Source organism: Pseudomonas sp. GW456-12-10-14-LB2 (genome assembly GCF_002884345.1).
Taxonomy (GTDB): domain Bacteria; phylum Pseudomonadota; class Gammaproteobacteria; order Pseudomonadales; family Pseudomonadaceae; genus Aquipseudomonas; species Aquipseudomonas paraglycinae.
The window spans coordinates 1-254 of sequence record NZ_POHV01000249.1; the positions used below are offsets into that span (position 1 = coordinate 1).

General features: G+C 70.9%; 1 pseudogene. It reads left to right on the forward strand.

Annotated features, from left to right (window positions below):
- Nucleotides 1-254 (forward strand): annotated as a pseudogene (locus C1X29_RS30120) (RNA degradosome polyphosphate kinase); the annotation flags it as partial.

Consider the following 254-nt stretch of genomic DNA (forward strand, 5'->3'; position numbering starts at 1 on the left):
ACATGACGGGCTACGCCCGGCCCGAGCGGATGGAGAAGATCGCCTTCGCGCCGGTGACGCTGCGGCCCACGCTCTACGATCTGATCGACGCCGAGGCCGAGAACGCCAAGGCGGGCCGCCCCGCCGCCATCTGGGCCAAGCTCAACTCGCTGGTCGACGCCAAGCTGATCGACCGGCTGTACGCCGCGTCCAACGCCGGCGTGCAGATCGACCTCGTGGTGCGCGGCATCTGCTGCCTGCGGCCCGGCATGCCG